The 23,805-nt window shown below is 61.6% G+C and carries 24 protein-coding genes and 2 pseudogenes; 6 read left to right on the plus strand and 20 right to left on the minus strand.

The window, feature by feature from the left end; genetic code table 11:
• The first annotated feature begins 43 nt into the window (after positions 1 to 43).
• Positions 44 to 1,468, plus strand: a complete 1,425-nt coding sequence (locus OMP38_RS14705; protein ID WP_277565807.1) for a recombinase family protein — start codon at positions 44 to 46, stop codon at positions 1,466 to 1,468.
• On the opposite strand, the gene OMP38_RS14710 is transcribed toward OMP38_RS14705, so the two are convergent.
• From OMP38_RS14710 to uptA, 6 genes are all read right to left on the minus strand, one after another.
• Positions 1,444 to 2,307, minus strand: coding sequence for a hypothetical protein (locus tag OMP38_RS14710; RefSeq protein WP_277565808.1), 864 nt, complete (start codon positions 2,305 to 2,307; stop codon positions 1,444 to 1,446). The two genes, OMP38_RS14705 and OMP38_RS14710, sit on opposite strands and share 25 nt — an antisense overlap.
• Positions 2,304 to 2,549 carry a hypothetical protein gene (locus tag OMP38_RS14715; RefSeq protein ID WP_277565809.1) on the minus strand — a complete coding sequence of 82 codons (246 nt, stop codon included), beginning with the start codon at positions 2,547 to 2,549 and terminating at the stop codon, positions 2,304 to 2,306. The genes OMP38_RS14710 and OMP38_RS14715 overlap by 4 nt, the downstream gene beginning before the upstream one ends.
• Complete coding sequence (locus OMP38_RS14720; RefSeq protein ID WP_277565810.1) at positions 2,533 to 3,864, minus strand: hypothetical protein; 1,332 nt, start codon at positions 3,862 to 3,864, stop codon at positions 2,533 to 2,535. Before OMP38_RS14720 ends, OMP38_RS14715 begins: the two co-directional genes overlap by 17 nt.
• A gap of 200 nt (positions 3,865 to 4,064) precedes the next feature.
• Positions 4,065 to 4,700 carry an MBL fold metallo-hydrolase gene (locus OMP38_RS14725; RefSeq protein WP_277565811.1) on the minus strand — a complete coding sequence of 212 codons (636 nt, stop codon included), beginning with the start codon at positions 4,698 to 4,700 and terminating at the stop codon, positions 4,065 to 4,067.
• A 12-nt stretch (positions 4,701 to 4,712) separates the two neighbouring features.
• Entirely contained in the window at positions 4,713 to 5,279 is a 567-nt protein-coding gene (locus tag OMP38_RS14730; RefSeq protein WP_277565812.1) for a thioredoxin family protein, read from the minus strand.
• 100 nt (positions 5,280 to 5,379) lie between these two features.
• Complete coding sequence (gene uptA, locus OMP38_RS14735) at positions 5,380 to 5,988, minus strand: undecaprenyl phosphate transporter UptA (RefSeq protein WP_277566816.1); 609 nt, start codon at positions 5,986 to 5,988, stop codon at positions 5,380 to 5,382.
• A 206-nt stretch (positions 5,989 to 6,194) separates the two neighbouring features.
• Here uptA and OMP38_RS14740 point away from each other — a divergent pair, with 206 nt between their 5' ends.
• Positions 6,195 to 6,644, plus strand: coding sequence for a cupredoxin domain-containing protein (locus OMP38_RS14740; protein ID WP_277565813.1), 450 nt, complete (start codon positions 6,195 to 6,197; stop codon positions 6,642 to 6,644).
• A 166-nt stretch (positions 6,645 to 6,810) separates the two neighbouring features.
• Here OMP38_RS14740 and OMP38_RS34705 read toward each other — a convergent pair whose 3' ends face one another.
• The 9 genes and pseudogenes from OMP38_RS34705 to yyaC all read right to left on the minus strand — a co-directional run bounded on the left by OMP38_RS34705 (position 6,811) and on the right by yyaC (position 15,443).
• Positions 6,811 to 7,179 carry a hypothetical protein gene (locus OMP38_RS34705; RefSeq protein WP_338130515.1) on the minus strand — a complete coding sequence of 123 codons (369 nt, stop codon included), beginning with the start codon at positions 7,177 to 7,179 and terminating at the stop codon, positions 6,811 to 6,813.
• A complete protein-coding gene (locus tag OMP38_RS14750) occupies positions 7,121 to 9,292 on the minus strand; it encodes an O-antigen ligase family protein (protein ID WP_277565814.1) in 2,172 nt (723 codons plus the stop codon). Before OMP38_RS14750 ends, OMP38_RS34705 begins: the two co-directional genes overlap by 59 nt.
• Before the next feature lie 311 nt (positions 9,293 to 9,603).
• Complete coding sequence (locus OMP38_RS14755; RefSeq protein WP_277565815.1) at positions 9,604 to 10,290, minus strand: GGDEF domain-containing protein; 687 nt, start codon at positions 10,288 to 10,290, stop codon at positions 9,604 to 9,606.
• A 34-nt stretch (positions 10,291 to 10,324) separates the two neighbouring features.
• Positions 10,325 to 11,587 (minus strand): histidine kinase N-terminal 7TM domain-containing diguanylate cyclase, encoded by a 1,263-nt coding sequence (locus tag OMP38_RS14760; RefSeq protein WP_277565816.1) that lies wholly within the window; start codon positions 11,585 to 11,587, stop codon positions 10,325 to 10,327.
• Positions 11,588 to 11,606: 19 nt separating this feature from the next.
• Positions 11,607 to 12,014 (minus strand): annotated as a pseudogene (locus OMP38_RS35870) (histidine kinase N-terminal 7TM domain-containing protein); the annotation flags it as partial.
• Between the two features lie 114 nt (positions 12,015 to 12,128).
• Positions 12,129 to 13,281: pseudogene (locus OMP38_RS14765) on the minus strand (class I SAM-dependent methyltransferase).
• Positions 13,282 to 13,329: 48 nt separating this feature from the next.
• Positions 13,330 to 13,992, minus strand: coding sequence for a DUF6483 family protein (locus OMP38_RS14770; RefSeq protein ID WP_277565817.1), 663 nt, complete (start codon positions 13,990 to 13,992; stop codon positions 13,330 to 13,332).
• Entirely contained in the window at positions 13,962 to 14,807 is an 846-nt protein-coding gene (locus tag OMP38_RS14775; protein WP_277565818.1) for an alpha/beta fold hydrolase, read from the minus strand. The genes OMP38_RS14770 and OMP38_RS14775 overlap by 31 nt, the downstream gene beginning before the upstream one ends.
• A 27-nt stretch (positions 14,808 to 14,834) precedes the next feature.
• Entirely contained in the window at positions 14,835 to 15,443 is a 609-nt protein-coding gene (yyaC, locus tag OMP38_RS14780; protein ID WP_277565819.1) for a spore protease YyaC, read from the minus strand.
• A gap of 130 nt (positions 15,444 to 15,573) precedes the next feature.
• Here yyaC and OMP38_RS14785 point away from each other — a divergent pair, with 130 nt between their 5' ends.
• Positions 15,574 to 15,795 (plus strand): DUF1128 domain-containing protein, encoded by a 222-nt coding sequence (locus OMP38_RS14785; protein WP_277565820.1) that lies wholly within the window; start codon positions 15,574 to 15,576, stop codon positions 15,793 to 15,795.
• A 144-nt stretch (positions 15,796 to 15,939) separates the two neighbouring features.
• Here the strand turns inward: OMP38_RS14785 and OMP38_RS14790 are convergent, their stop codons facing one another.
• The 3 genes from OMP38_RS14790 to OMP38_RS14800 form a co-directional block, all read right to left on the minus strand.
• Positions 15,940 to 17,529: a UDP-glucose--hexose-1-phosphate uridylyltransferase gene (locus OMP38_RS14790; RefSeq protein ID WP_277566817.1), complete on the minus strand. Its 1,590-nt coding sequence runs from the start codon at positions 17,527 to 17,529 to the stop codon at positions 15,940 to 15,942.
• 148 nt (positions 17,530 to 17,677) lie between these two features.
• Positions 17,678 to 18,664 (minus strand): UDP-glucose 4-epimerase GalE, encoded by a 987-nt coding sequence (gene galE, locus OMP38_RS14795; RefSeq protein ID WP_277565821.1) that lies wholly within the window; start codon positions 18,662 to 18,664, stop codon positions 17,678 to 17,680.
• Between the two features lies 1 nt (position 18,665).
• Complete coding sequence (locus OMP38_RS14800; RefSeq protein WP_277565822.1) at positions 18,666 to 19,847, minus strand: galactokinase; 1,182 nt, start codon at positions 19,845 to 19,847, stop codon at positions 18,666 to 18,668.
• Positions 19,848 to 20,035: 188 nt separating this feature from the next.
• On the opposite strand from OMP38_RS14800, the gene OMP38_RS14805 reads away from it, so the two are divergent.
• The 3 genes from OMP38_RS14805 (at position 20,036) to OMP38_RS14815 (ending at position 22,116) form a co-directional block, all read left to right on the plus strand.
• The gene (locus OMP38_RS14805) at positions 20,036 to 20,860 is read left to right on the plus strand and encodes an AraC family transcriptional regulator (protein ID WP_420869696.1); all 825 of its coding nucleotides are present in this window, start codon (positions 20,036 to 20,038) and stop codon (positions 20,858 to 20,860) included.
• A 149-nt stretch (positions 20,861 to 21,009) separates the two neighbouring features.
• The gene (locus OMP38_RS14810) at positions 21,010 to 21,177 is read left to right on the plus strand and encodes a hypothetical protein (protein WP_277565823.1); all 168 of its coding nucleotides are present in this window, start codon (positions 21,010 to 21,012) and stop codon (positions 21,175 to 21,177) included.
• Positions 21,178 to 21,204: 27 nt separating this feature from the next.
• Positions 21,205 to 22,116, plus strand: a complete 912-nt coding sequence (locus OMP38_RS14815) for a LysR family transcriptional regulator (RefSeq protein WP_277565824.1) — start codon at positions 21,205 to 21,207, stop codon at positions 22,114 to 22,116.
• A gap of 76 nt (positions 22,117 to 22,192) precedes the next feature.
• Here the strand turns inward: OMP38_RS14815 and OMP38_RS14820 are convergent, their stop codons facing one another.
• On the minus strand, positions 22,193 to 23,188 hold the full coding sequence (locus OMP38_RS14820) for a glycosyltransferase family 2 protein (RefSeq protein ID WP_277565825.1): 996 nt from the start codon (positions 23,186 to 23,188) through the stop codon (positions 22,193 to 22,195).
• 45 nt (positions 23,189 to 23,233) lie between these two features.
• Positions 23,234 to 23,740, minus strand: coding sequence for a dolichyl-phosphate-mannose--protein mannosyltransferase (locus tag OMP38_RS14825; RefSeq protein WP_338130570.1), 507 nt, complete (start codon positions 23,738 to 23,740; stop codon positions 23,234 to 23,236).
• Positions 23,741 to 23,805 lie beyond the last annotated feature (65 nt).

A 23,805-nucleotide genomic window follows, 5' to 3' on the forward strand; every position in this document is an offset into this window, starting at 1 on the left:
CGTATGTATTACATACGATACCTACATCCTGGAGGCCTGCACTATGAAACCATCAGACATGCCAATCAGAGTCGCTATATACACCCGTGTAAGTACGCTGGATCAGGTAGAGGGTTATTCCCTCGACAACCAGAGAGAGCGTCTAATGGCCTTCTGCGCCGCCCAGGGATGGAATGACGTTACCGTATATATGGACGATGGGGAATCCGGTACGAACATGGAACGGCCGGGCCTTAAACGCATGATCCGGCATATCGAAGAAAAGAAGATCAATGCCGTGGTCGTACTGAAGCTTGACAGGCTGTCTCGTAGGCAAAAAGACGTCCTTTATCTGCTGGAAGAGGTGTTCGAGAGCAACGGCGTTATATTCAAGTCGGCTACGGAGCCGTTCGACACATCTACGCCGCTCGGGAAGGCCATGATCGGCGTTCTGGCGGTCTTCGCGCAGCTTGAGAGGGATATGATCATCGAGCGCACATCGACCGGCAGACGCCAACGTATCAGCAGCGGTAAATGGGGCGGCGGCAATGTCGCTTATGGATATTCGTTCAACAAGGAGCTCGAAAAATTAGAGATCGTTGAGGAAGAAGCATTGGTCATTCGTGAAATCTTCTCCCGGTACATCAAAGGCGAGTCTCGCGAGTCCATCGCTATGTGGGCATCAAAACGCACGTCACGGTTCATTGATAATACGATCGTAAAGAACATCCTATCCCGTCCGACGTACGCAGGGAAGCTCCAGCACGGCGATGAGCTGTTCGAGGGAAACCACGACCCCATTGTAACCACGGACGAGTGGCAGGCCGCACAGACGGAAATGAAGCGCCGTAGAGATGGGTTATCCCCAAAGGGCGCGTACTTACTCACAGGGCTACTTAGATGCGGATTATGCGGCGGCCCCATTATCCAGTCTAACATCACCCGAAAGAAGCCAAACAAGATTTATGAATATGACTTCTGTGCCTGTGCTGCGCAACAGATCAAGAGGAGGACGAAAGACGGACATGTCAAATGCACTTTAGGATTCCATCGCCGACATGAGGTCGAGAAGTTTGTCATCGACCGCATTAAGGGCATAGACGATACAGATCAATTAACACGCGACAAAATCAATAAACAAAGCCAGGGATCGAACGACCATGTACGAAAGGCGCTGGAGAGCAGAATCAAGACCATTGAAGGCGAGATAAACAATTTGCTCGACGCAATCCAGGCTGGCCTCAAGGCTTCGACTGTGACCGGCAGAATAGCGAAGCTCGAGAGAGAAAAGGATGCGCTCGACCAACAACTAGACGATATTAAGGATACGGAGAAGCCCGTAGTTGTCGATTACGAGGAAATAAAACGCGTAGGTGAAATGTGGGACTACTTGACTGAGGATGAGCAAAAGACGATTCTTCGCAGGGTAATTTTACAGGTGGTTTTGCATCCAAAAGGGACCGATCACGAAATCATCTGGAATGTATAGTTTACATGCAAAGTGTCGTTCGTTCCGATCACGACCATGTTGAAACGGGACTTCACGATGCAGCGGAGCAGCTTGTACACGGACTCGTCGATCGAACGGTACTCAGGTCGGAGCAGCGTCTGCAGATCGAATCGCCTCACGGTGTAGAAACGAATCGTGAGCGAGGGCTGCGCCGTAAAACCGAAGCCGGTCATCGTCACCCGCGAGCCGTCCTGAAGCAGCACCTCCGCCCACCGCTTGCGCGGGCTGATCGAATCGTCGTTGAACAGCACGAGGTTCTGTTGAATCCGCTCCACCTGCGCGATTGTACTGAAACTGAAGGCGGAACGGGTCGCCACGCCGTCTCTTACCTCGAATATGCGCGTCCCCACGACCTGCACTTCCTCGAGCCCTTCTCGATCCTTAAGGACGAGCTCGAGCACGTTCAGGCCGATAACCTCCGCGAACAGCGCTTCGGCGAGCGAACCGTAAGGCAGCGGGCCGAAGCTGGCATGCTGAAGGCGTTTTTTGATGATCCAATCGGATAAAATGGCCAGTAGCTCTTGCCGCTCCTGCGGAAACCCGATCACGGCCCGATTGAGCTTTTCCGCATAACGTCTTCGGTCCTCGTCGCTGAAGCCTCGGGGCGCCGCCAGCAAATGCCGGGCTTCCTCCGTCAAGGCGCCTAAGTCCTGCCCGCCGGAACCCAAACCGCTCGCGTCCGAAGTGCCGTAGGGAACGGGACCTTGCCCATACTCCTGCAGCCGCGCCGCATAAGCCGCCGCGGAGAAGCGGGCCGACGCGTCTGGCTGCCGCTCCTCGAGCTGACCTTCGCCGGCTTGGCGATAAACAGCCGTCATCGGCCTCTGCTCCGATGCTGCAGCAGCCTGCGCAGCCAAGGCCGCTCGGTGCGCTTTAGCCGCTCTTCCCAATTCAACTGACGCAGCAGCTTGCCCGCGACCGGATCGAAAGCGGAGGCATGACGCTCGTCCGCCGCCAGCCATTCGTCCAGACGCCCGCTGTCGAGCTGCAAATGCACGCTCTCCGCGAGCTGCAATTCGGATAGCGAAATGGCTCCCGTTTCCTTACGAATTTCCTTCATCCCAAATCCCCCCCGCGTGCCTGTATTTGCTCTGCATCAGCACTAGATGATAATTCGCAAGCGACAGCCCGAACTGTGAGCCGACCTGCCCTGTCCAACGGTTCACGTCTTCCTGGAAGTGCGTCAGGCTCCCGGTCGTCACCAGACAACGGTGATCCGCCGTCCGCATGGCGCAAACCGTCGCGGCGTTGTCCCAATAAGCGCTCACGTCGGCCACCGTCACGTCAAAAGCTTCTCGCGCGGCCGCGAGCAGCGTGTCCATCTGCTCTGGCTCGTAATACTCGGCCTGGTCTCTCGCCAGGTTGCCGAATAGCACATGCAGCCCTTCAAGCCGGGAAGGCGCGAACGCGTACTGCCTGAGCTTCGTTCCCGTCAGCGTGCCCGACTTCAGCTCGGGGCGCATGCCGCTGAGCGTGATCTCGGGTCTATCGATACCCAGGTACAAGTGCGTCTTCGCACTCTTCAAGTTCAGACATAAATAGCCGACGCGCTTGCCCGTCACCGAGGCAATCCGGTATGCGGTCCCGAACGCCGCGAGCGAAGTCCCGATATTCGGCGTCGAGCCCGCGAACGCGATCAGCGATCCCCGTTGGCCGCTCATGAGCCCGACGCCTCCCCCCGACTCGAACGACGATGCGTCGAAGGCGACGATTAGCTTGGACTTCCCGTCCTTGCAAGCAGAGTCCAGCTCCAGCCACTGCGCTTCGGTCAAATTCAGGTTGACCGCATCGATGCTGCCGTTCGCGTCCCGCCGGGAAGCGTACATTCGCTCCTTGTCCCCTTCGGCCATGGACAATAGATTCGAGCTCTTCGGGTTGTCGATCTCTTGATTCGAAGCCGTCTTGACCGCCGCCACGACGACCGGCTCCGCGAACAGCCTGCGCGACGCCCCGTCCTCCGCCGACAAGTATACGATCGCCCGGTCGCCCGCCCGAATGCCGCTGGAGACGGACTTCACGTAGTCCCGAGGCACCTGAAAGGTCGCTTCCCCGACGCGCGGCAGCAGCCTGAACTTGTCCAGCTTCCATCTAAGCAGCGGCTCTCCGCCGCCGAGCGGAACGGAGGACTCCAATCCGTCCGCTTCGTCCATGTCGACGATCATCTCGCCGGTAACCGCGCCGCTAGGCAATCGGAGCTTCGTCAGCATCTCGCGGCCAAGCGAGGTGCCTGCGGGCACGAACTGTTTGGGCACGACGACCTCCGTCGTCTCCGTCAGCCTGACCTGCCTCATCTGCAGCAAATAAACGCCGTAGACGAGCAAACCGGACAATACGGCCGCGGATACGCTGATCCGTATCTGTCTCCCTCTGTTCAAACGTCTCGTCCTCCCTTGACGACGGCAAACAAAAAAACGCAGGCGCAAGAGAGACCGTGCTCTCTGTCGCCTGCGTTCTTCGCAGCCGTTGCTATACATATATCTTCGTACCGCCAATATAGCAGAGTAATGCAGGGCTTGTAAACCCCTTTTTTTACCATTCTTCGACAATTTCCCGGGAAATCCATTAACGCCTTCGCTTAAGGCAGCGCGGGAACGTAAGGATTTTCCCGTTTTTCTTCTCCGATCGTCGTCGCGGGACCGTGGCCCGGCAAGACGAGCGTATCGTCCGGCAGCGCGTACAGCTTGCTGCGAATGGACTTCGTGAGCGTATCCTGGTGACCGCCGGGCAAATCGGTACGTCCGACGGAACGCCGGAACAAGGCGTCTCCGGCGAATAGCAGATCTCCGCATACGAAGCTCACGCTGCCGGGAGAATGACCTGGCGTATGGCGTACCTCGAACGTTTCGCCGAGCAACTGCAGTTTCTGCCCGTCCTCGAGGCTATGATCCGGCGGACCGCTTTTGACCGGGGCCGTCACGTCGCTCCAGCGGGCGGAGCCGTTCTTGGCCGGATCGGTCAGCCAGTCTTTTTCCAGCGGATGAAGATAAACGGGGCAGCTCCACTTCGCGCGAAGCTCGTCCACGCCGCCGATATGATCGAAATGCGCATGCGTGAGCAAAATCGCCTCGACTTGAAGGCCGGCGACTTTGCGCAAAAGCGCCGGATCGGCGGTACCCGGATCGATCACGATCGCCCGCGTCCGCGTCGTATCGACGACCACATAGGCATTGGTCTGGAGCGGCCCGAGCGGGAAGGCTTGAAAAGTCAGCATCGCGATGCTCCCTTAGACGCGTTCGAGCACGTCCTGCAGCTCCCAAAGGATGACAGGCGTGTACTCGGAAGCATCGCCGTATTGCTTGACGATCTCCTTGCGCGCGGCCGCAAGATTGTCCTGATAAGCAGGCGCCTGATTGTCCGGGTTCGCTTCCTTGAAGGCGATCATGACATCCTGGACATGCTGCGGACGAGGTCCCCATTTGCCCAAGAGAGCGCCGCCCGTGTCCGTGATGAGGACGATTGGAATCGAACGTCCGCCAAGCGTGAGGTGCTGGTCGATCAGATCGAAGTGCTGCTCGATGATCATCACCTCGGTCGGGATGCCGGCGGCTTCGAACGCGCGGAACACGACGGGCACGCTGCGCAGGGCGTCGCCGCACCAGTCCGCGGTGATGATCATGGCGCGTAGGTCGTCGCGGTTGTTCAGCGATTCGAAATATCCCTGGCTTTTCGCGTCCGGCCATGCGAAGTTGTCGTAATTGGCGTTAAAGGCTTCTTTGTTCTTCTCCATCCCGTCCATAAAAGCGCGCGGCGAGATGCCCTGGTTAAACTTGTGTGCGAGCTGTTGGCTCATGCGATATCCCTCGTTTCGACAACGTAAATGAACTTGATCCTATTGTAGCAATCCCTGCGCCAAAAGGAAAACCCGCAAATACGAAAAGAAAGCAAACCCGTTAAATGGATTTGCCCCGTCTGCGCAAATAAATATAAACGAAGTAAACGATCAGCACCGCGAGCGCGATCAAAATGATCGGACGAACATACGGCGCGGCTTTCTCGTCGATCTGCTCCCAGTTGCTCCCCAGCGACTTGCCCAGCCAGACGAACAGGATCGACCACGGAATGGACGCAAGCAGCGTAAGGCCGCTGAACAGCGACAGATTCATCCTTGCCATGCCTGCCGGGATCGAGATCACCTGGCGCATAACCGGAACGAATCGGGCCGTGAACACGATGATCGGGCCGTACTTCAGGAACCACTGCTCGGACTTGTCGACGTGCTTGGCCTTCAAATGCAGGTACTTGCCGTAGCGATCCACGATCGGTCTGCCGCCGTAGCGTCCGATCGCGTACAAAATCCACTGCTGGATCAACGCGCCAAGCACGCCGCATGCGACGGCGCCCCAGAAGTTGACGTCGCCCTTCGACACGAGATAGCCGCCGTAGCCGAGCACGATCTCGCTCGGGATCACCTCGATGGCGAGGCCGATGACGATGCCGAAATAGCCGAGGCTTTCAATCCATTGAAGCAGTTGGTTAAGCCATTCGTGAACCGTATCCATCATAAACGTATGTACCTGCTCTCTTCATCGTATTTGCGTCGTAGGACAAACGCGATATAAGTAGGGGCCGGGACCTTTCTTATTCTAGCATATCCGCACGTCCCGATTCTACTTGGCGCGGAGTCCGGTAGAAACATCGCTGTCATGCGGGGACGGGCCTGCGCATACAAATGCAGTAGGACAAAGCCGAAGAGGAGCGAACGGATATGAGCAGAGTCATGTTTATCAGCAAAAGAAGAATTCAATGGTACATCGCCGCCCTGGCGATCGTCGTGCTTGGCGCGGCCTACGCAGGGTGGCACCGGTCGCAGGCGGCTTCCGCGCCTCCGCCGTCGGACGTGCAGGTCCGTTACATCGTGACGACCGAATTCACTTCGAAGACCGACAGCGGGCAAGAGTTAGAGGCGTATCGCTGGGATCCCGGCACGATCCCGGTCAAAAAAGGACAACCCGTCGAGCTTCGCATCACCGGCGTGAACGGAGAGTCGCATCCCTTCACGATCGAAGGACTCGGCGTCAAGGCGACCGTGAACAAAGGAAAAACGACGATCGTCCGCTTCACGCCTCAGGAAGCCGGCACCTACGCGATCGTCTGCGAGACGCACAGCGATCCGAAGGACGGCGTCCCGATGGTCGGATATCTCGTCGTTCAATAAACGCCGCGATCGAAAGGCATTCGGACCGGCGCCCTCGTAACCCCGCGCTCCTCTCCCGCATAGATTAACGCGGAGAGGAGCGCTTGTGCATGAAAAACGACTTGGGCAAGCACGCCGGCTCGCTGCCAACCGCCAGAGTCATTAGGCGTGCGTGCGGCAACGAGCTTTACCGGACCGTAAAGCGGCTTAAGGCATACGTGCCCGACGCCAAGGTGAAGGAAGCGGAGGAACTGTACGTCCGCCGCGTCATGCTCAATTTGCTGTGGATCCACGAGCACCGCAGCGACCGCAAAAAGCTGGCGGACTGGTGGGAAGCCGAAGTCGCCTCCGATATCGCGAACCTATGGGAGATCGAGCAAGACCGTCTCGTCCGCGCTTTTCGGGACGCGTTCGGGGGGTTGATGCGCCGGGCATGTCCGCCGAAAAAGCCCGGCAGCGCCGCGTCGATAACGATGCGGATGCTGCCGGGCTTTTTTTTATTCGCCAATGGAATCCAGCAAGGCTTGCGCTTCTTTTTGCCAATCCGCGTCCCCATCGCGAAGCGCCTCCCGCAACCATGGCTCCGCTTCCTCGCGTCGGCCGGCCAGCATCGCGCATTTCGCGGCGTTGACCTTGGCCGAGACGAACAGCTCCGTGCCGGACCACGGATTGCGCTTGCCGGCGTATTGCCGCGCGTACAGCTCTCCGTACCGCTGGAAAAAGCCGATGCCAGCGAGTCCCGCCTGCCTGGCGCCTTCTTCGTCCCCTCCATCCTTCAACTGCTGCGCGAGCGTGGCGAATCTGGCGATAACCGCATTTTGCGAATCGCGATCGAAGCGGGCAAGCCGCAGCGCCTCCTTCAGGTGCGTCTCCGCCTCCCGCACCATGCCCGAATCGGCGTACGCCATCCCGATCGCGTAATGCATGGTCGGCGAATCCGGTTCGTAGCGCAGGCCGTCCAAAAGCCTATCGGCCCGTTCGGCCGCCGGCAGCAGCGCGGCAGCTTCGAGGCGAGGCCGATTCCAAGGCGGATTGTCCCGCTGGGCTTCGCGGAGCAGCGCGAGCTTCGCCGCGTCGCCTCTCGCGGTCTGCGCCGCCTCGTAGGCGCCGGCCGCCGACTTGTAGCGGCTAGCCGGCGCCGCAGCGGCGATCGCCGTCGCAAGCAACAACAGAGCAGGAACGGCCAGCCGGACGATGCGCGCGGTCCTTGAGGCGCTTGTGGTGCGCATGGAAGCCAGCGGGCGCGTCGGCACAGGCTCGCGCGCCGGCAGCGACAGATGAAGCGACAGCCAGAAGAGCAGCAGCAGCCAAATATAAGCATAGGACCAATCGAAATCGACGCCTGCGTGGAGCAGAAAAACAGCCGCTGGACCCCATACGAGCCTGGCGCCTTTGCGCCAAAGGATAACCGCGAAGCCGATCAGCATCGCAAGCAGCGCGGCGAACCCGAGCGCTCCCGTGTCGATAAGCACTTCCAGATAACCGCTGTGCACCTCGTTACCGATATACGGCCCGCGCTGGTACAAGCCTACCTGCATGCGCCAGGTCTCTCCCCCCGCTCCCAGCAGCGGACGGTCGGCGAACATGCGCAGTGCGTCCGCGTAATAAAGCGTGCGCGCGCCGGCCGTCTCCAGGCTGCCTTCCGCGCGTCCGCCCGAGCCGCCGCCGGAGGCAATCAGCAGATAAGCGATCGTCGCGCAAACCGCAAAGACCGCCGCGCCGCCCCAAATATGGGTGAGCTGCCGGCGCAGCCTTGCGAAAAAGCCAGATGCCCGCGGCCCCGCGTGCGGCCGCAGCGGCAACGCCGCCCAAGCAAACGCCGCCGTCATCGCGGCGAGCGTCCAGATGCCGCTGCCCGGCGCCCCGGCCTCCATCGCGCCGAAGGCGAACCTGGCTGCGACCGCCGCGCAAAGCGCGGCAAGTCCTGCGGCCGCGAGTCCGTAGCCACGGCGGTCCCGGCGGTAGGCCGCCAGCAGCGACAAGAGTCCCGCGGCGGCAAGCCCCAGCATGGCGCCTCGCGACTCGGTCAGCAGCAGCGCGGTCAGCGCCGGCACGAGCGAAACGGCGGCAAATACGCTCGCAGCGCGACCAGGCCTTCCAAGCTGCTGCCAAAGGACAAGCGCGAAGAAAGCCGCAACGGCGCCGGAGGCGTTGGGGTATTGGAGAAAGCCGGCCAGACGCGCGCCGGTCATCGACAAAGCGGCATCCGAAGACCGGTAGACGATGTCCGGATAACGGATCCACCCGAACCAGCCCGCCAGCCCGCCCCATACGAAGTACAGGCCTGCGGCATGCAAGGCGACGTGACCTGCCGCTCTTCCGCCGCGACGCGCGGCAAATAGCGCCGCCAGCGCGAGCCATGCGCCGTATGCGCACCATCGGAGCAGGCTGTCCGCCGTCCCTTTGACGGACGCCGGCCCCGCCAGCCAGGCGCAACCATAGGCGGCCGCAAGACCCAGCGGCGCGAGCGCCCACCAGGGAAGCGCTCGTCCGGCGGCGATCGCAGCTATCGCCGAGACGGCCGCGGCGACGAGCAGCGCCGCCTCCAAGCCGTACAAGTCCGCGTCGTAGAACAATCCTTGCCGATATGCGGCCCAACCTAAAACAAAAGCAAACAGTAAACCGCCGGCAAGCGCGAACGAAGATCGCAATATACATTTATAGATCATGGAAAACCTCTGCTTCGGTCAGCGTCATGTCTCTAGCGTAGCGGCTTTGCCGGCCGGCCGCAAGCACGGTTCTACTCCGCTCTGCACTGCGCTGCTTCGCTCCTCCTTCGCAAAACACGAATAACCCTCTCCCGAATAACGGCACGTGCCGTTTTCGAACAGGGCTTGGTCTAGGCAGCCGCAAAGCGCGGTTCGCAGATCGAGGTGCGCAAAATCGCCGTTCGCAGATTAAGGTTCGCAAGATCGCCGTTCAATGGCTGTCGCCTCTTGCCCGCTCCCATCCTTCTGCCCCGGCCGATCCCGACCGACGCTCACGCTTCGAGCCTGCGCGGCTCCGGCAAAGGCTTGTCTTCGCGTTTGCTGTCGTAGAGCCGCCGATCCGCAGCGGCCGACAGCTCGGCCAGCGTCCTGCCGTCCTCCGGATAGAAGGCATACCCGCAGGATGCCGACATGCGGTACCCGCAGTGCAAGGACAGCCCCTCCATGCGTTCGTCAATCGCGCGCTTCAGCGACTCGGCTTCCTGCCGATCGGCGTATGGGCACAGCAGCAGGAATTCGTCGCCGCCCCAGCGGCAGACGATCTCGCCGCGGGCCGCGGCATCCTCCAAAGCGGCTGCGGCCATCGAGATCGCCCTGTCCCCCTCGGCATGTCCGAGCCCGTCGTTGATCAGCTTGAAGTCGTTCAGATCGATCAACATTACCGCAAGGCGCTTGCGTCGCGCCTCCGCCTGCTTCAAGAGGCCGACGATGCAGCGATGCGCGAAGCTGCGGTTCCACAGCCCGGTCAGGCTGTCGCGGTCCGCGCGACGCCTCACCCGGTCGTACTGTGTGCCTAATATACCGAAGACCGGGAACAAGACAAGCGCGAAGCCGGCAGCTTCCCACAACGCGTAGTTCCCGGCCGATGCCATATACCGCTGCGCCAATCCGGCCGCGCCGACGGCCGCGCTGACCAGCGCCGCAGCCGCCAGACCGGTCATAAGTCCGCGATTGTCCATTTTCCGACCTCTCCTTCCCATTCGACTCACGGTACTACGAGACGACGACCCGATTGCGTCCTTCGTTTTTGGCCTTGTAGAGCGCCACGTCCGCCTTCGCGAACAAGGCCTGCAATTCCCCAGCGATATCCGTCGGAATGGAGCCGGCATCCGAAGCCGCTGCCGATTCATCGCTCCCTTCGGTGACGATCCCCATGCTGATCGTGACGCGTATCGTGTCGCCTGCGACCTGCACGCCGTTGTTCAACACGGATGCCATAATGCGGTCTGCCGCAGCTTGTGCCTCGTCCCGATCCGTCTGCGGCAGGAACACGGTGAACTCTTCGCCGCCGTAACGCGCCAGCAGGTCGAGGCTTCTAAGCGTCGAGCGCACGGCTTCGGCCGTCTCGCGGAGCACCTGGTCGCCGACGAGGTGGCCGTACCGGTCGTTGATCTGTTTAAAGTGGTCGATATCGAAAAGCAGGATGGAGAACGGGATGCCTCGCTGCTTGCAAAGAAAGGCTTCATGCTCGACGTAATGCTGGAAAAAGGTGCGATTGTAGCAACCGGTGAGGCCATCCGTAATCGCGGCCTTCTCCAGCTTTTTGTTGGCCCGATAGAGCTCGTCCTGTATCGCGATCAGCTCTAGATTCCGCTCGTGAAGCGCTTCGTTTTTCTCGTTCATCTCGTCGATCAGCTTGCGCTGCTCGGTGACGTCGTAGAAGGCGACGATCCGTCCCTGCAGGCTCTTGAACTGATCCAGCAGCGGCGAGATCTGCAGGGAGACCGATCTATAAGGCCCGTCCGTCAGCAGAAGCTCCGTGCGAATCCGATCCCCGGGATGATGCCGGTACCGAAACAGGAAATCGCTCACGTCGTTCGCGGGCTGTCCGGAAAGCAAGATCCGCTCCAGGTCGAAAGTCTCGCCCTTGACGGGGTGCGCGAAGCCGACGGCGCTGCGGTTGAAATCCAGTACTTTGCACGACTCGTCGATCACGATAAGTCCCGTCTCCACCTGCTCGAATATCTTGTGCTTGGCGGTGTCGACCAGATCGAATACGCCGTACCGGTAGATCGCGATCACGAAGCAGACGTCCGACAAGACGATGCCGGTCGAGGTGAGCCCTTGAACCACGCCGAGCCAAGGCGACAGCACGACGTTGAACAGCAGGTCGAGCACCGCGAACACCGTTAGAACGAACATGCCGAGCAAGGACGTCGCCAGCTGCTTGCGTTCGTTGAGCGATCGCACCGTCCGGTGGGCGTTGTACATATGAAGAAGCGCGATAAAGAAGTACGCGAATTGGACGAAAGTCATAATCCAAAAAAAGCGGTCCGTATTCCCTGTCCCCGTACTGTCCGTCTTCCGGCTTCAGGAATTGGCCGAACGGATTGACGATCGCGGAGGCGGCGCAGAGGAAGGCAGGCATGAGAAACGCGGCCATGCGGGGCGGCCTTCGCAAATAGTGCGTGCGCTTGGTCAAAAACAGTACGAAAGCAAGCCATCCTGGCCCAAGCAAACTTAGCGCGACGAAAGACACGGTTAAGTAGAAATGCTGATAGGAAGGGATGTCCGTGGAGCGCACGCCGACTTGCCCCAACGGCCATAGCATCATAATAAAATGGAATGCCAGATAAACCTTGTGCGTTCTGGAAATCGGGTTAAGGGCAATGAAGAGGCCGAGCAGCACAAACAGACAAACGAATAATAGAAAGTCTGGCCGTACAAATTCCAATCGGCTCACCTTTTCATGGAAGGACTAACCCATTAACCCGGGGCAATTGATTTATTCTAACATAGGCAGGATTTTGCCGACAAGACGATTGGCAAACCTTGTAAATACAAATCTTTAATTTATCTATTTAATTACTTTAAATTCCATATTATTTTCCATATAAGGCGAAATGGATAAGAAATCCCGGAACTTCTCGTAATCCTGCCAGGTTTGCGCCGAGACCGGCGAACCGCTGCGGACGGCACGGATCAGCAAATTTTTGGGCGTGTGCTCCAAATCGATGAATTCAAGCATTTGCACCTTGTAGCCGGATGCTTCCAGCAACTGAGCCCGCACCGCATCGGTGACGAGCGCGGAGAACCGTTCCTTCAAAATGCCGTGCCGAAGCAGCGGCTTTAGCACCGGCTGCTCGATCTGGCGCATTAGCTCGTGCTGGCAGCAAGGCACCGACAAAATAACCGACGCTTGCCAGCCTACGGCTTTAAGCAGCGCGGCGTCCGTTGCCGTATCGCAAGCATGCAGCGTCACGACCATGTCCACCCGATCGGCATCCGCATAATCCGCGATATCGCCTACCGCGAACCGCAGGCGATCCCAGCCCAGCCGGTCGGCGAGTTTCGCGCAGTCCTCTATCACGTCGGCTTTCAGGTCGAGTCCGATGATGCGAACGGGCAGTCGCTCCCGGATCGCGAGCAAATGATACAGCGCGAACGTCAAATAAGACTTGCCGCAGCCGAAGTCGACGATGGTAAGCTCCCGGCCGGTCGGCAAATGGGAAACGACGTCGGACACCATCTCCAAAAACCGGTTGATCTGCCGGTACTTATCGTACTTCGCCTTAAGCACTCTTCCCTCGGGGGGTCATGACGCCGAGCGCTTCCAGGAAAGGCACCGGCTCCCCTTCGGGAAGCACGTAAGTTTTGGTTCGGTTGTGCGAAGGCGCCGGCGCAGCGACGCCTCCGGCTCCCGCAGCCTTGGCCGTCGGCGCGCCGCGGAGAATGGCGGCTTTGCCCTTTTTGCTGACGAGAATCTGGATGTCGTTCTCGGGCGTCTTGAGCAGCGTCTGACGATACTCGGCTTGGACGAGCCGAAGCAGCTCGTCCGCGGCATCGGCGGGCGCCAGATTCTGATGAAGCGCCTTCGCGCCGGCGAACCGTTCGAATTGGTAGTGCAGCTCGCCCTTCAACAGAACGGGGCGGACGGCAATCTTGCGCGTCTCTTCCGCCTTGCTGCGCGGCTGGCTGACGGTTGCCTGGATAAGCTTGCCCTCCTCGATCGCTCCCCCTGACGAGGGCCTTCAATTCCTCCGTAGTCGTCTCCGCGCTCATGATGCCGTCTCCTTCGTCAGATTGTTCCATTGGCGGACGCCTTCGCGCAGTTCGTCTCGCGAAAGTCCGCCGCGCCCCAGCGCCTCGTCATCCAACGCCTTCATTCGTTCGTAAAAGGATAAGCCTTCTTCCGTGCCGGCGTCCCCGGCGTCGAAGAGATCGTACAAGCTGTTCTCCGCGTCCGCATAGCGTCCGGCGTGCTCCTGCCACTCCCAAGCGGCGCGCAGCGTCTGTGCGGCGCCTTCCACGCGCGCAGGACCTTCGACGAGGCGCTCCATGCGCCGCTCCAGGTCCAGCCCCTCGACCGGGCCGTGCGTGCGGAGGACGTAACCGATCAGGCGCAATGCCTTTTCCAAACGCTGCAAGCTCTCCGCTTCGCGGCCCATGTCCGCCAGCACGTCCCCTTCTTCCTGCAAAAAGGCGCCGATCGCCCCGATCGCCTCGGCATCCGAGCGGCCCCCGCCGCCGAACATCGCGATCAGGTCCGCATCCGACAGTCCCAGCGCCAGTCTGGCACGCATGCGCAGCTCCTTGCTCATGAACTCGTCGATCAGCAGCAGCGCTTCTTCGTGCTTGCCCTGCTGCTTGAGCCCCATCAGCGCGCCGAAGGCGACCGACATCTGATTGATCATGCGCATAAAGTAGTCGCGATCAAACATCGGCTTCCCCCTCTCTTCTCTCCGGCGGCGGAGACGAATGCCAGGATCGCTTCCGCGAAGGCCGCCGGCCGCTCCATCATCCCCATATGTCCCGCGCCCTCAAGCAAGCCATGCGTCACGTTCGGACCGGAGACGGGGAACCGCTTGTCCGGTCCGATCACATTGTCCGACTCTCCTGCCAGCAGCAGGATCGGCGCATCTAGCGATTCAAGCACGCCGCGCCGGTCGGGGCGGGCCTTCATGCCTAGCGCGGCCCCGATGCCGCCTTCGGCGGACGTGCCGAAGCCGATCGCCAGCGCGCGGTTGACCTGCGCTTGCAACGGCGCCAGGTTGTCAGTCGAAAACAGCTTCGGCACGAGGTCGCGAATATGTCCCTGCATGCCCTCGCGGGAAATGCGCGCCGCCACCTTTTCCCGATTTGCCTTGCCGTTTTCGTCGTCGGGGAAGGTCGTGGAATGCAGCAAGCCAAGTCCCAGCAGCCGGTCCGGGGCGCGCTCGGCCAGCGCCAGCGCCGTATAGCCGCCCATCGAATGGCCGAGCACGAACGCTTGCCCGATATTCAGGGCATCCAGCAGCCGCAGGGCGTCCTCCGCCAGCTGTTCCATCGCGTACGACCCTCCGGTCGCCGCGGTCTCCCCGTGGCCTCGCGCATCGGGCGCGACGACCCGCGCATGCGCCGACAGCAGCGGCAGCACGTCGTCCCAATACGCTGCGCTGCCGCAGTAGCCGTGGAGCAGCAACAGAGGCGCGCCTTGTCCCTCGTCTAGATACGAGACTTCGAGCCCGTTATTCAATGTCAGCCGGTTGCGAGCCATGCCAGCACATCCTTCCGCCGTTTTTTATTATTTTAACGAACTGTCGTCCTCCAACTCAAATGCCGCCTCATGCGCTTCGCCGCGCGATTCACATGCTTCCGACCGAACGGCGGCAAGCGCGGCGGCCCCTGCTTCGGCGATCCGCTTCGCCATCTCCATCACGGCATACAGGGAGGTCGTCTGCAGCGTCATGTACGGCTTGGGACCGAATTCGCCCACGACGGCCGCGATACTATAGTCGCCTATCGGCGGGAACGCGGCGCCCACCGACCGCGCGGGCTGAAGCGGTCCTTCGGCCAGCAGAAACTTGCCGACGTTCTCAGGCCGGCCGAGGCAGGCGTCGATCGCGATCACGATGGCGTCCGCGGGCAAACCCGACGCTTCGCGTCCCAGCCTGTCCGCGTCGCAAGGCTCTCGCAGCGTCCCGATCACGCCGCCGACGCCGCGCTCCTTCAGCATCGTGCCGACCAGCGGGCCGAGGCAGTCTCCGGTGGAGCGGTCCGTGCCGATGCAGAGGAAGACGATCGGTTCGCCGCGATGCCGGACGAACGCGCTTCGAAAAAACCGTTCGAGCTCCTGCGCGCCGGAAGCGGCAAAAAAGAAAGGAGAGGCCCCGGGGGCGCCGTTCGCGGTCATCGTCCTGCTCCTTTCGGAAATGGCTTGTTCTCGTTACAGCGTATCATGCGACGTTCGGTTATGCCAGCGCGGAGAAGGCTTCGCTGTGATACAATGGGGTGAGCTTATACCGAGAGAGGATGCTGCGCGAATGGATCTGACCAAGCCGACACAGGAGAACGTAGAATATATGATCGAAGCGATCAAGACGAAGCTGCGGATGGCATCGGGCGCAGCGATGCAGGCGTCGCATTTCAACGCCGATCGTTACGAGGACCTCAAGGATATTTACGACATGGTCGCCTCCAAGGACCGGTTCAGCATCAGCGAGGTCGAGGCGCTCGTATCGGAGTTGGGCAAGCTGCGGGGTTAAACGGGGCTGTTAACGGATCATATGGCGGAAATTACGATACGCCATATCCTTGTTGCGCGAAACAGCCGGCGCGCCACAACAAAAACGCCTTCGTCGCCGTCAGGCAACGAAGGCGTTTTTGCGATATCCGATGCGGCTTGCAGCCTACACGGCCCTGCCGGGCCCAAAGCCCGCGAATGCCAGGAACCGGTCGAACGCCGCCCGGCCGGCGGCATCCTGCTTGAACACGCCGGCGTCGCGCAGCACGGCGTGGAACTTGTCGCCCACAGCGGCTTGCAGCGCGGCCCGCGCGGCGTCCGGCGCCATCGCCGTGCCGTGCGCGGCGACCAGCTCCGCGATCCAATCCGCGTGCTTCGCGAGCGGATGCGATGCCGCTTCCCCCCGACCGCCGCCGATCGCAGCGGGATCGTAGGCAATCTCGCCCGTCAGCAGCTGCGCGATCTGCGACAGCTCCGCGTCGAGCCGGCCCGGCAGCACCGCGAGTCCCATCACTTCGATCAGGCCGATGTTTTCCTTCTTGATATGATGGAGCTCGCGGTGCGGATGGAAGATGCCGTCCGGGTGCTCGTCGCTCGTGCGATTGTTGCGCAGCACCAGGTCGAGCTCGTACTCGCCGCCCTCCGCGAGCCTCGCGATCGGCGTGATCGTATTGTGCGGCACGTCGCCGCTCGCCGCGTACACGTCTGCGGCCGCGTCGCTATAAGCCCGCCAATCGGCCAGCACCCCGGCCGCCACGCGCAGCAGCGCCGCCCGATCGCGGCTGCGCAAGCGCAACGCCGACATCGGCCACTGCACGATCCCGCCGCGCACCCCGCGCTCCGTTCCGTGCGTCGTCCATTCCGCCACGCCCGCCTTTTCCATCGGGAACACATGCCTGCCGCCCTGGAAATGGTCGTGGTTCAAGATCGAGCCGCCCACGATCGGCAGGTCCGCGTTCGAGCCGACGAAGTAGTGCGGATACGCGTCCACGAAGTCCAGCAGCCGCTCGAACGTCTCGGGCACGATACGCATCGGCACGTGCTCGCCCCGAAGAATGATGCTATGCTCGTTGTAGTACACGTAAGGCGAGTACTGGAAAAACCACCGTCCCCCCCGCAGCGTCAGCGGCAAAATCCGCAGGTTTTGCCTCGCCGGATGATCGGGCCTGCCCGCGTAGCCGACATTTTCGCGGCACAGCAGGCACTTCGGGTAATCGACTTTGGTCTGCGGCAGGCTGCGCAGCAGCGCGATCTCCCGCGGATCCTTTTCAGGCTTGGACAGGTTGACCGTGATCTCCAGCTCCCCGTCGTCCGTCGGATGGAGCCAATAGCCGTTTTTCGAGATCCGGTCCATCCGAATGTAGTTGGAGTCGATGTTCAGCCGGTAAAACCAATCCGTCGCCGCGCGTACGCCGTCCGCGGCCGACAACCGGTCGAACGCAGCTGACGTCTCGGACGGACGGGGCATCAGCAGCCCCATGATCCGGGCGTCGAACAGATCGCGCTGCGTGGTCGTGTCGTCCGGGATCAGCCCAAGCGCGGCGGCCGCGTCCAGCAGCGGCTCCAGCACGGATACCGGACTGTCCAGCGTCTCCTCCGGCAGCGGTCCGCCCGCAGGCCCCGCCAGCCCGAATAAGTCCAGCAGCGCATTGTGCGCGTAGTCTTCGTCAAGCTCGCCGATCATGCCGCGCTCCAGCGCGAAGCGCACCAGCCTCCGGATCAGCGATCCGACCTCGTCCCTGCGCGCCTCCGTCATGCCGCTCGCGTCCGCGGCGGCTTCGCCCCTGTTGCTCATCTCGCGTCATCCCTTCGTCTGCTCTAGGCTTCCCTTGTTGCCTGGCGCGGCGCAGCCGGGCGAGAAGCGCGCGCATCGCGCATCGTCCCTCGCCGTGCCGCCCGCAGCTTTACTTGCCGTATCCGTTCGGATGCGCCGAGTGCCAAGCCCAGGCGCTCTCGACGATCGGGCGGAGATCGGCGAACTTCGGCGTCCACCCTAGCTCCGTGCGCGCGCGTTCCGACGAAGCGATCAGCACCGCGGGATCTCCCGAGCGGCGCGGCACGATCTTGGCCGGAATCTCATGGCCGGTCACCTCGCGGGATACGTCGATGACCTGCTTGACGGAAAAACCCTTTCCGTTGCCCAGATTGTAGACGGCGCTCTCGCCGCCGTCGCGCAGTCGGTTCAGGGCGCGGATATGGGCGTCCGCCAGATCGCTGACGTGAATGTAGTCGCGGATGCAGGTGCCGTCCTCGGTCGGATAGTCGTCGCCGAACACCGAGATAAATTCGCGCTGGCCGAGCGCGACCTGCAGCACGAGCGGGAGCAGATGGGATTCGGGCGTATGGTCTTCGCCGATCTTGCCGCTCTCGTGCGCGCCCGCCGCGTTGAAGTAGCGGAGCGACACGTTCTTGATGCCGTGCGCGACGTCGAACCAGGAGATCATCTTCTCCATGGCCAGCTTCGTCTCGCCGTAGGCGTTGGTCGGCTTGGTGCGGTCGTACTCGTCGATCGGCACCTTCTCCGGCTCGCCGTACGTCGCGGCGGTCGAGGAGAATACGATGCGGGAGACGCCCGCTTTCTTCATCGCCTCGAGCAGCACGAGCGTGCCGTATACGTTGTTATGGTAGTATTTGCCGGGATTGGTCATGCTCTCGCCGACCAGCGAGTTGGCCGCGAAGTGGATGACGCCGTCGATCTCGTTCTCGGAGAAGATCCGGTCCAATACCGTCTCGTCGCGCAGGTCGCCCTCGTACAGCTTGCCGCCGAGCAGCGCTTCCTTGTGCCCTTGGTACAGGTTGTCAAGCACGACGACCTCTTCGCCCTTGTCCAGCAACGCCGCTACCGTATGGGAACCGATGTAACCCGCTCCGCCCGTTACCAATACCGCCATTCTAGTTCTCCTCCTTCACTTCGTGAACGCCGTCGCCGATGTCGCATACGTAAAAATCCGCCGTCAGCCCCGTCGCCGCCTTATACTTTTCGCCGACCTCGGCGGTGAACCGCTCCGTGCTATCCTTGTGCACGAGCGAGATCGTGCAGCCGCCGAAGCCCGCACCCGTCATGCGGGAGCCGAGCACGCCCGGCACCTCGCGCGCCGCGGCCACCATCGCGTCGAGCTCCGCGCCCGTCACCTCGTACAAGTCGCGCAGCGAATCGTGCGACGCGTTCATCAGCTGCCCGAAGGCGGCCAGATCGCCCTGGCGCAGCACTTCCACGGAGCGGCCGACGCGGTCGATCTCTTCGACGACGTGGCGCGCGCGCTTGCGGACGATCTCGTCCGAGATCAGATTCGCGTGCTCGTTGAACTGGGCGAGCGTCAGCTGCCCCAGCAGCGTCAGCTCGGGGAACGCCGCGCGCAGATCTCCGACCGCCGCTTCGCACTGCGCCCTGCGCTCGTTGTACGCGGAATCGACGAGTCCGCGGCGCTTGTTCGTGTTGCCGATGACGAGCTTATAGTCGCCCGACTCGAACGGTACGAGCTCGTACTTCAAGGTGTCGCAGTCGAGCAGGATCGCATGATCCTTGCGTCCGTTGGCGACCGCGAATTGATCCATGATACCGCACTTGACGCCGACGAACTCGTTTTCCGCATGCTGCGACCACAGCGCGATCTCGACCGTGTCGGTCTTGCGGCCTTCGAGCGTCAGCAGCGCGAACGCCGTGACGACCTCGATCGAAGCGGACGAAGACAGCCCGGCTCCGTTCGGAATCTCGCCATGATAGAGAATGTCATAGCCGCGCGACAGCGAGATGCCCCGCTGAGCCAGCTCCCAGACGACGCCCTTCGGATAGTTGGTCCAGTCGTCTTCCTCGGAGAAGGCCAGATCGTCCGCGGGGACGAGCCGCGACTGCGGGAAATTCGTCGATGCCAGGTGCAGCTGACGGTCCGCGCGCGGCCGGATCAGCAGCGTCGTGCCGAAGGTGAGCGCGGCCGGGAAGACGGCGCCGCCGTTGTAGTCGGTATGCTCGCCGATCAGGTTCACGCGGCCCGGCGCGGCGAAGATGCGGATGTCGGACTCGCCCCCGCCGAGGCGGTTGATGAATTGCTCGCGAAGGTTCGGATAATGAGGCATGATGGGATTCCTCCTGAATTGGGGCTGCGATTTACTACCAGTATAACGCCCGAAGCCGCGAACGGGAAATGGCTTGAAATGCGGTCTCTATGGAGAAATGTGACTTCGTGCGGTACAATCGCGAATAGATGCCCGACAAGGAGACGGATCCCCAATGAACCGAGCCCCCGACTACCGCGTAGCCTCCAATCCCGCGCGCACGCTCCCCCCAAGGGCTTGCCGCGCTGTTCGCGGGCGAGAGCCAGACCCGTCCGACGCACCGCGTCGGACCGAAGGTCGTCGATTACTATTTGCTGCACCATGTGATCTCCGGGCATGGCGTCTTCGAGACCGAGGGCCGCGTCCACGCGCTCGGTCCCGGCCACACGTTTCTGATCCGCCCCAAACGCCTGTTCAGCTACGCCTCGGACGCGGACGATCCCTGGCGGTACCGCTGGGTCGCCTTCGCCGGAGATCGGGCGGAGTCGCTGTTGGCCGAAGCGGGCCTCGGCACGGAGCGCTTGATCGTCGATACAGGGCCCGCCCGGGCGCCCGGCGAACGATGCCGCGAGATTTACGACGCCTTCCGCGCGAGGAGCCCTTCGGCTTCGCTGGAGGCCGCGGGCCGGCTCCATCTGCTGCTCGCCTCTCTCATGTCGGCCGACGCGGAGCGCGCGGAACAGCCGCCGATGGCCGATACGCACGGCGAGGAGCTCGTTCGCCAGGTCATCGGCTATCTGTCCACCCAATACGCCGAGCCGGTGTCGATCGAGGCGATGGCGGAGACGCTCGGCTACAACCGGGCCTATTTGTCCCGCTTGTTCAAGCGGCACGCCGGCGTGACGCCGATCGCATTTCTGACGCGCATCCGGATCGACCGCGGCAAGCGTCTCCTGCGAGAGCGGCCCGAGCTGACGGTCGAGCAGGTCGCCTCCTCGGTCGGGTTCCCGGATGCCTTGTATTTTTCCAAGCAGTTCAGGCGCGCGTTCGGCGCGACGCCGACAAGCTATCGGACGGATACCTTGCGTTCCTGACCCGAATTCGCTCCCAAGCGCCGACTGCGTTCCGTTGATGGCGTTTCCATCGAAAATATTGATAATCGGCATGCAAATCGCTCGATAACCGCCGGTCTGAGGAGGGTGTTAAGATATTCCTCAACCAAAGACCGAGGGGGGCGATTTAATTGTTGATCCAGGACCGCACGGCTTATAAAATATGGGAGAACGAGATCAAAATTAGCGAGCGGCGCTGGGCCGTCGAACGTCATGTTCGCGAGACGAGGCGCCCCCGTGCCGGACTGTCGGCATACCGGCTGGCGCTCATGCTGCTCGGCTCGCTGCGCAGTCACTGATCCGTCCTTAGACAGGTGGTGGCAAACTTGGACTTTATTTATATCCGGTCGTTCATAGAAGTAGCCCGATGCCACAGCTTCACCAAGGCCGCCGAGAATCTGGGCTACGTGCAGTCCAGCGTCACGACGCACATTCAGAAGCTGGAGCAGGAATACGGCGTGATCCTGTTCGAACGGTTCGGCAGATCGATGAGGCTGACCTCCGCCGGCGAGCAGCTTCGCGATACGTTCGAGCAGATCCTGGCGCTGTACGAGAGCTCCAAGCATCTGATCTCCAGGCCGGCCAAGGGACATCTGGATATCGGCACGATCGAATCGCTCTTCTCCTACTTCCTGCCTCCCGTCTTCCACCAGTACCGCCGCGTCTATCCCGAGATCAACCTTCAGGTGCATCCGATCACGGAGACCCAGATCCTGCAGCTGATCAAGGCCGGCGATATCGACCTGGGCATCGTCCTCGACCAGCCGATCCAGGAAGAGGACATCGAGGCGATCAAGCTGCGCGAAGAGGAGCTCGTGCTGGTCGCGAGCCCCGGACACCGGCTGCAGCAGGCCGTCCAGATCTGCGCCGCCGACTTGAACGGTCAGTCCTACATCGCGACCGAGCATACGTGCACCTACCGCAACGCTTTCGAAAAGCTGCTGGGCAAGCACGGCGTCGCATACGACGTGCACCATGAGTTCGGCAGCCTCGAGGCGATTAAGCAGTGCGTCTCCTACGGGCTCGGCATCGGGCTGCTCCCGCGGATCGCGGTCGTGCGGGAGCTCGCGGAGGGCACGCTGATCCGGCTCCCTTTTTCCCACCCGGACATTACCTTCTACACGCAGATCGTCATTCACCGCAAAAAATGGCGCGATCCCGCCATTCGCCATATGATCGAGCTGCTTCGCGAGGCGGCCGGGCGGGAAGGCGAGGACGCGGTACCGGCAGCGCTATAGGACAAGCGAAAAAAAAACGGGACACGGCGGCGCTAACGCTCCGCGATGTCCCGTTTTTTGATTTTCAACGATGCGATCATCTCCGCAGCGCGTAAGGCGCGCGGTCCTGCGGCTCGCGCGAATCCTCGCTGGCGCCTTCGAAGTTCAGCTTGTCCGCCACCAGGTAGAGCGGCCGCCGCTTCGACTCTTCGTAGATGCGGCCGATATATTCGCCCAGCACGCCGAGCAGCGACAGCGTGATCCCGTGGAAAAACAGGCTGATCACGATAAGAGACGTCCATCCCGCGGTCGTCGTGTCGGTGAAGATGCGTTGGCAGATGACGACGATCAGGTAGATGAAGCCCGCGGCCGACAGCAAAAAGCCGAGAATGCCCGCAAGCTTGAGCGGCTTGGTCGAGAAGGAGGTGATCGCGTCGAGCGACAGCCGGACCATCTTGCGCAGCGGGTATTTGGTCTCGCCGGCGAAGCGCTCTTCCCGCGCGTATTCGAGCCCGATCTGGCGATAGCCCGCCCAGGCCACCATGCCGCGAATGAAGCGGCTGCGCTCGCGCATCCCGCTCAGCGCGTCGCACACTTTGCGGTCCATCAGCCTGAAGTCGCCGGTATCGACCGGGATGTTGACCGAGGTCATCGCCGCCAACGTGCGATAGAACCACTTGGCGGTCGTTTTCTTGAACCAGGTCTCGCCTTGCCTGGAGATGCGCTTGCCATAGACGACGTCGTAGCCTTCGCGCCAGAGGGCCAGCATCTGCGGGATGAGCGCCGGCGGGTCCTGAAGGTCCGCATCGATCAGGACGACGGCCCTGCCGGAAGCGTGGTCCATGCCCGCGGTCACGGCGATCTGGTGGCCGAAGTTGCGCGCGAAGTCGAGCAGCTTCACCCTGGCGTCCCGGGCGCAGATTCCGCGCACGATGGCGGCCGTTCGATCCCTGCTGCCGTCGTTGACGAATACGAGCTCGTAGCTCTCGTCCGTCGCCTCCAGCACCTCGGTCAATTTCGCATAAGTGGTCTCTATGACCTCTTCCTCGTTATACATCGGGACGACGACGGACAGCGTCACCACAGCAGCCATGCGGCTTCCTCCTTCACGCGCCTGAGCGACGGCACGGCATGTCGATTAAAATCCCCAGCTCGGCAGCCACCGTATGCCGAAGTTCATCCATTCGCGGCTGATAGTCATGCCGGTCAGGACGGGATAGAACCAAATGAACAAGACGGCGGCGCCTGCGACGACGAGCACGGTGAACGTCCTGCCGTAGTACCAGCGCTGCTCCACCCAGCGAAGCATCCACACGATGGACAAGATCAGCAGCGGCACCATCGGGAAGTAGTGGTACAGGAACGTGATGCTGCGCGGCGAGACCATCCACGGGACGTAAAACGACAAATACATGACCGCGATCGTCAGCACCGCCTTGTCCCTGTTGCGAGCGCCCAGCCACCAGGAGAGCAGCATGGCCGCCAAGCCGCCCCACCAAATCAACGGATTGCCGATGGCCGCGATGCTCTGCGCATCCCCCCTTCGCCAGATCCTTGCCGCCGTAATACCAGACCGGACGCAGCATCGCGGGCCACGTATACCATTTGGACGAGTACGGGTGCTTCTCTTTGACGCCTTTATGATAGTTGTAAATGTCTTTTTTGGTAGCGCGGCAGATCCTTCAGCCCGTCGTCCGCCTTGGTCGCCTT

Source organism: Cohnella ginsengisoli, assembly GCF_029525555.1.
Lineage (GTDB): Bacteria > Bacillota > Bacilli > Paenibacillales > Paenibacillaceae > Cohnella > Cohnella ginsengisoli.